This window comes from Acidocella sp., assembly GCF_028687955.1.
Lineage (GTDB): Bacteria > Pseudomonadota > Alphaproteobacteria > Acetobacterales > Acetobacteraceae > Acidocella.
Genome location: NZ_JAQTZC010000092.1, coordinates 1 through 6,185 on the forward strand (window position 1 = coordinate 1; position 6,185 = coordinate 6,185).

Annotated in this window: 6 protein-coding genes and 1 CRISPR repeat array; of the genes, 5 read left to right on the top strand and 1 reads right to left on the bottom strand. The window is 63.0% G+C overall.

Going from position 1 to position 6,185, the window contains the following annotated elements; genetic code table 11:
* Positions 1-557, top strand: a 557-nt coding sequence (gene scpB, locus PHE40_RS10205; protein WP_299961424.1) for a methylmalonyl-CoA decarboxylase, incomplete at its 5' end; no start/stop codon positions are given.
* A gap of 93 nt (positions 558-650) precedes the next feature.
* The gene (locus PHE40_RS10210) at positions 651-896 is read left to right on the top strand and encodes a DeoR family transcriptional regulator (protein WP_299961426.1); all 246 of its coding nucleotides are present in this window, start codon (positions 651-653) and stop codon (positions 894-896) included.
* On the opposite strand, the gene PHE40_RS10215 is transcribed toward PHE40_RS10210, so the two are convergent.
* Positions 876-2,000, bottom strand: coding sequence for an ISAs1 family transposase (locus tag PHE40_RS10215; RefSeq protein ID WP_299961428.1), 1,125 nt, complete (start codon positions 1,998-2,000; stop codon positions 876-878). The two genes, PHE40_RS10210 and PHE40_RS10215, sit on opposite strands and share 21 nt — an antisense overlap.
* Before the next feature lie 136 nt (positions 2,001-2,136).
* On the opposite strand from PHE40_RS10215, the gene cas1e reads away from it, so the two are divergent.
* The 3 genes from cas1e to PHE40_RS10230 all read left to right on the top strand — a co-directional run.
* Complete coding sequence (cas1e, locus tag PHE40_RS10220) at positions 2,137-3,063, top strand: type I-E CRISPR-associated endonuclease Cas1e (protein ID WP_299961430.1); 927 nt, start codon at positions 2,137-2,139, stop codon at positions 3,061-3,063.
* Complete coding sequence (gene cas2e, locus PHE40_RS10225; RefSeq protein ID WP_299961432.1) at positions 3,044-3,340, top strand: type I-E CRISPR-associated endoribonuclease Cas2e; 297 nt, start codon at positions 3,044-3,046, stop codon at positions 3,338-3,340. The genes cas1e and cas2e overlap by 20 nt, the downstream gene beginning before the upstream one ends.
* A gap of 88 nt (positions 3,341-3,428) precedes the next feature.
* Positions 3,429-5,720: a CRISPR direct-repeat array (repeat unit 29 nt; unit sequence GTGTTCCCCGCGCCAGCGGGGATGAACGG).
* Between the two features lie 62 nt (positions 5,721-5,782).
* On the top strand, positions 5,783-6,185 hold a 403-nt coding region (locus tag PHE40_RS10230), incomplete at its 3' end, for an enoyl-CoA hydratase-related protein (protein WP_299961434.1).

Genomic DNA, 6,185 nt, shown 5'->3' on the forward strand with positions numbered 1-6,185 from the left:
ACCCCCTGGCCTGGCGCGACCCGCTGCGCAAGCTGGTCCGCGAGATCGAGACCTTTTCGGCACCGGTCATCGCCATGATCGAAGGCAGCGTGTGGGGCGGCGCCTGCGAAACGGTGTTTGCCTGCGATTTGATCCTGGCGGCGACCGACGCCACCTTCGCCGCCACGCCGGCCAAGCTCAATGTGCCCTACAACGTCGGCGGTCTGCTGACCTTCCTCAACGCGGCCAACCTGCGCATCGGCAAGGAAATGCTGTTCACCGCCGATCCGATTCCGGCCGAGCGCTTGTGCAGTCTCGGCATCATCAACCAAGTGGTGGACAAGGCCGAGCTGGAGGAACACACCTACGCCATGGCCCGCCGCATCGCTGCCAACGCGCCGCTGTCCATTTCGGTGATGAAGGAACAACTGCGCATCCTGGCCGGCGCCCACACCATGTCGCCGGAAGACTTCGAGCGCATCCAGGGCCTGCGCCGGGTGGTGTACAACAGCGCCGATTACGCCGAGGGCATCCGGGCCTTCAAGGAGAAGAGGAAGCCGGTGTTCAGGGGCGAGTGAGCCCAGCTAAACGCCCGGAGGGCAAGTGAAGTAGTTCGCTGTAAGCGTATTGAATACGTGCCATGCTCGCCAGTTCTTACTGGACAGCCTGCGATGGACCGTACCGAGCGCTTCTACCTGATCCGTCAGCTGCTTTCCCGATCCCGCTGCGTCAGCACACGGCAGCTGCTTGAAACGCTGGAGGTTTCGCCGGCAACCCTCAAGCGCGATATCGAATACCTGCGCGAGCGCTTCCAGGTGCCCATCGTGTGGCGCCGCGAACTGGGCGGCTATGTCCTCGACCGGGCGCAGGCCGAGACGGCCAGGGCAATCGCACCTTCATGTCATGAAGCCGAGTAATTCAGCGCGGAACGTATCGGAAGTGGCGGCCAGCATCCGCTTGGTCTTGATGCTGCCCTTGCGTGACGTATTAAGGCGAAGCAGGTTCATCACGATGTGGCGAACGATGGCGAGGTTGTTGGCGGCGTATCCGGTGCGCACGGTGGACTGGTCCTCGCCAAACTGGACATCGAGACACCAATGAAGGCGGTTTTCGATCTCCCAATGGCTGCGCACCGCATGAGCAATCCGCTTTGCATCCGCAGGCAGGGAGCTGATGTAGTAGCGCCGCTCGCAATGGGTTTTTGTGCCGACGGTCCGTTCGCGCTCAACGATCGCGAAGCTCTTCAGGTCTGCCCACTGTTCGGCCCTGTAGAGGCAACCCACCGCATCGAACGCCCAGCAACGGCGCACTTCCGTTCGACCGTGCCCCTCCTCGCGGCTCTCCGTTGTGGAATTTGGCGTCAGAGTGCCGCCCACGCCTGCCTGGGCGAGCAGGAAGGATTCGACGAGCTTGGGATGGTTATCCTTCACGCACAGCACGTAGTCGGCACCACCTTCACGAATCGCCTTCGCAATCCCTGTCTGGGTGCCCATCGCGTCGATGGTGACGACACAGCCGTTCAACGCGAGCGTCGCCAGCAACTCGGGAATCGCCGTGATCTCATTGGACTTCTCGGCCGTCGCGGTCTGACCGAGCACGAGGCCGACGTCGGCGGCGAAGGCGCTGACCAGGTGCAAAGGACTCGCTGCGGCCTTGGTCGTGCTGCGCCGGCTGGTCTTCCCATCAATGGCGACGACCGCATCCTCACCCAAGGCAGGAATCAACTGCCCAACCCAGCTCCGAAAGGCGGCTTCGAACTCGCGCGGATTGAGCGCGGCAAAGACGCGTCCAAACGTGTCGTGCGAGGGGATGCCATGCTCAAGCACCAGAAAGTCTCGCAGCCAGTCGATACGTTCCTTGGCCCACGCCTCGATGTCGGAGAACTCGTCCGCGCTGCACAGCACGGCGCACACCGCGACCGTGAGCAACTCGGACAAATCGTGCCTGACCTGCCGGGCGCTGCGTGGATCGGAGATCGAGACAAAAATCTGCGTGAGCGGCATCACTTTCCTCGTCTGCATGGGCACCCCAAAAGACGAGGAAACTACACAAAATCAGGGGCTGTGAACAGGGGATTCGTAAATGCATCACTGTGAACGAGGCTCAGGGTGAAGCTATGTCATATAGGTGCGATAGCCCTGGGTTAGGGGGTGAGCCATGCTCCCGCCCCTCAAACCCATTCCCATCAAGGAGCGCCTCTCAATCGTCTTCGTTGAGAAAGGCGAAATTGATGTGGTCGACGGCGCCTTTGTCGTCGTGGATCAACAGGGCTTTCGGGTGCGTCCTGTGCTCACTCATATTCCGGTTGGTGGCGTGGCCTGCATCATGCTGGAGCCCGGAACCCGGGTTTCCCACCGGGCTGCTGCGCTGGCGGCACGAGTGGGAACGCTGCTGGTGTGGGTGGGGGAGGCCGGGGTGCGGGTCTATTCCTCCGGCCAACCGGGCGGTGCTCGGGCTGATCGCCTGCTCTACCAGGCCAAGCTGGCGCTGGATGAAACCCTGCGGTTGAAGGTCGTGCGCAAGATGTACGCAGTGCGCTTTGGTGAGGAGCCCCCGGCTCGGCGTAGTGTCGAACAACTGCGAGGAATCGAGGGCGCGCGCGTACGTCGTACGTATCAACTCCTGGCTCAGAAGTTCGGGGTCAAGTGGTCCGGGCGCGACTACAACCCTGACAATTGGGATGTTTCTGATTTGCCCAACCGTTGCCTGTCGTCCGCCACTGCGGCACTTTATGGCGTTACCGAGGCAGCAGTTCTTGCCGCGGGTTATGCGCCGGCGGTGGGGTTCATTCACACAGGTAAGCCACTGTCTTTTGTCTATGACGTGGCTGATATCTACAAGTTTGAAACAGTCGTGCCCGCTGCCTTTCAGGTGGCTGCTGCAGCTCCCCCCAATGCGGAAAGGGCCGTACGGCTGGCCTGTCGAGACATCTTCCGGCAGACTCGTCTGCTTGAGCGGATCATTCCAGACATCGAGGAAATTCTGGCCGCAGGGGAAATCCCGCGTCCGGATGCCCCGGCGGAATCTGTCGCACCTGCTATTCCTAACCTGGATGGAATCGGCGATGCTGGTCATCGTTCTTGAAAACGCCCCGCCCAGGTTGCGCGGCCGCCTGGCCGTGTGGCTTTTGGAAGTGCGGGCCGGTGTCTACGTAGGCAACTACTCCAGGAAGGTTCGGGAACATATCTGGAGCCAGGTCGAGGCCGGCATAGAGGACGGGAATGCCGTAATGATGTGGCGTACCAATAATGAGGCGGGCTTTGAGTTCCAGACCCTTGGTGCGAATCGGCGGATGCCTGCTGATTGGGATGGTGTGCGCCTTGTCAGTTTTCACCCTGAGGTAGAAGGCCCCGATCTTTAACAATTTATAAATGCCATATGCAAGTCGTTTCCTCGGTAGAATTTTGAGTACATGAAATTCCGTTGTTTTTCATGTGGATAGATGAAGTGTGTTCCCCGCGCCAGCGGGGATGAACGGCCCCAGACCTTGGCGTCACCGTCCAGCATCGGGTGTTCCCCGCGCCAGCGGGGATGAACGCGCCGAGCGTCGCCCCGAACGCTCTCCCGCAAAGTGTTCCCCGCGCCAGCGGGGATGAACGGCTGACGAACCCCGCACTGCAAGCGCCCACGAGGTGTTCCCCGCGCCAGCGGGGATGAACGGGATGCAGCAACAGCGGAGTCGTATTCGTCACTGTGTTCCCCGCGCCAGCGGGGATGAACGGAGGATGTGCTCTACGCTGCCGTGCGGCGCGAGGTGTTCCCCGCGCCAGCGGGGATGAACGGTGCAAATAGGCGTCTGGGGGGAGAGTCGCGCGGTGTTCCCCGCGCCAGCGGGGATGAACGGAGTCGGTGGTCTATCGGCCTAAATATCGGTCCGTGTTCCCCGCGCCAGCGGGGATGAACGGGTTACGGCTATGAAGCCACGGAAGTTGAGGTCGTGTTCCCCGCGCCAGCGGGGATGAACGGATTATTTAAACCAAAAACCAAATTAGCAGCACGTGTTCCCCGCGCCAGCGGGGATGAACGGGAAAAGCAGCCCGAAACTCCGGCTGACGAGGAGTGTTCCCCGCGCCAGCGGGGATGAACGGGGCCTCGGTAAAAAAGGAGAGCGTCAGCGGGAGTGTTCCCCGCGCCAGCGGGGATGAACGGGACAGCTGGGCCGCCCAAAAAGAGCACTACACCGTGTTCCCCGCGCCAGCGGGGATGAACGGTTGGTTTCGGCATCACCGTGAACCTGATGATGGTGTTCCCCGCGCCAGCGGGGATGAACGGGTCCGCAACCTCTTCGCCACCTGGATGCGCAAGTGTTCCCCGCGCCAGCGGGGATGAACGGCCGACGGCGGCGTCGAAGGTGTTCGGGATTGCGTGTTCCCCGCGCCAGCGGGGATGAACGGTCCGCATGGGACACCATGCTCGGTGTCGGCCGGTGTTCCCCGCGCCAGCGGGGATGAACGGCCACCGAGGCGGCCAAACTGGCGGCCAGTCAGGTGTTCCCCGCGCCAGCGGGGATGAACCGGGCGAGCGGCCACCTGCACCGCCAGGGCATTGGTGTTCCCCGCGCCAGCGGGGATGAACCGTCCACGAAACACCCGCACTCGGGCGCAGCGTCGTGTTCCCCGCGCCAGCGGGGATGAACCGCAGCCAACTACCTGACGGCCGACATCTACAAGGTGTTCCCCGCGCCAGCGGGGATGAACCGCATGCGGGTTGCGGGGCACTCGTGCGTCACGAGGTGTTCCCCGCGCCAGCGGGGATGAACCGCATGACGGAGACCGTTCAGCCGCTCCCTTGGGCGTGTTCCCCGCGCCAGCGGGGATGAACCGGGCTTCCCAGCCGGCGCCGTAGCCACGGGACTGTGTTCCCCGCGCCAGCGGGGATGAACCGCACTACGCCAACAGCGCAACCTGATCCAAGGGGTGTTCCCCGCGCCAGCGGGGATGAACCGTTCGACTACTGCTTGGTCCTCGAGGGGCCGCAGTGTTCCCCGCGCCAGCGGGGATGAACCGTCAAATTGACGCCGATGGCATTTACCACGAATCGTGTTCCCCGCGCCAGCGGGGATGAACCGACTAACCGGGAATACGTCAATCCTCTGGATGCGTGTTCCCCGCGCCAGCGGGGATGAACCGCAACCTGTGCTTCCTTTGTGTAATCCGAGAGTGTGTTCCCCGCGCCAGCGGGGATGAACCGCCCTTTAACCGAAACGTCGCCTATGTTGCTGTGTGTTCCCCGCGCCAGCGGGGATGAACCGAGGGTCGGCTTATTGCGCTCGTATCGTTCGTTGTGTTCCCCGCGCCAGCGGGGATGAACCGGTTGCTGCGGCGGTCTGCGGCACGGCCCGGCGGTGTTCCCCGCGCCAGCGGGGATGAACCGACCACGGTCTGCATGGACCAACGCATCTGCTGGTGTTCCCCGCGCCAGCGGGGATGAACCGCGGCTGGAATGTCTCTTTTGGCGACGCGTCCGGGTGTTCCCCGCGCCAGCGGGGATGAACCGAATCTTTGACGTTCGCACCCCTTGCACGCATGGTGTTCCCCGCGCCAGCGGGGATGAACCGACCGAGGCCAGCGCCGGTAAGGGGCAGCTCAAGGTGTTCCCCGCGCCAGCGGGGATGAACCGACTCAATCCAGCACCGGGGAGCTCACCGCATGGTGTTCCCCGCGCCAGCGGGGATGAACCGCACGCGAAATCCTGAAAATGACACGCGGACAAGTGTTCCCCGCGCGAGCGGGGATGAACTGCTTGCCACTCGCGCAACGCGTTTGTACTCAGGGGGGCGTGTGAAACGGTGTTTGCCTGCGATTTGATCCTGGCGGCGACCGACGCCACCTTCGCCGCCACGCCGGCCAAGCTCAATGTGCCCTACAACGTCGGCGGTCTGCTGACCTTCCTCAACGCGGCCAACCTGCGCATCGGCAAGGAAATGCTGTTCACCGCCGATCCGATTCCGGCCGAGCGCTTGTGCAGTCTCGGCATCATCAACCAAGTGGTGGACAAGGCCGAGCTGGAGGAACACACCTACGCCATGGCCCGCCGCATCGCTGCCAACGCGCCGCTGTCCATTTCGGTGATGAAGGAACAACTGCGCATCCTGGCCGGCGCCCACACCATGTCGCCGGAAGACTTCGAGCGCATCCAGGGCCTGCGCCGGGTGGTGTACAACAGCGCCGATTACGCCGAGGGCATCCGGGCCTTCAAGGAGAAGA

Coding starts and splice junctions, on each gene's coding strand:
- PHE40_RS10210 (WP_299961426.1), top strand. CDS start 651: ATGGACCGTACCGAGCGCTTCTACCTGATCCGTCAGCTGCTTTCCCGA.
- PHE40_RS10215 (WP_299961428.1), bottom strand. CDS start 2,000: ATGCAGACGAGGAAAGTGATGCCGCTCACGCAGATTTTTGTCTCGATC.
- cas1e (WP_299961430.1), top strand. CDS start 2,137: ATGCTCCCGCCCCTCAAACCCATTCCCATCAAGGAGCGCCTCTCAATC.
- cas2e (WP_299961432.1), top strand. CDS start 3,044: ATGCTGGTCATCGTTCTTGAAAACGCCCCGCCCAGGTTGCGCGGCCGC.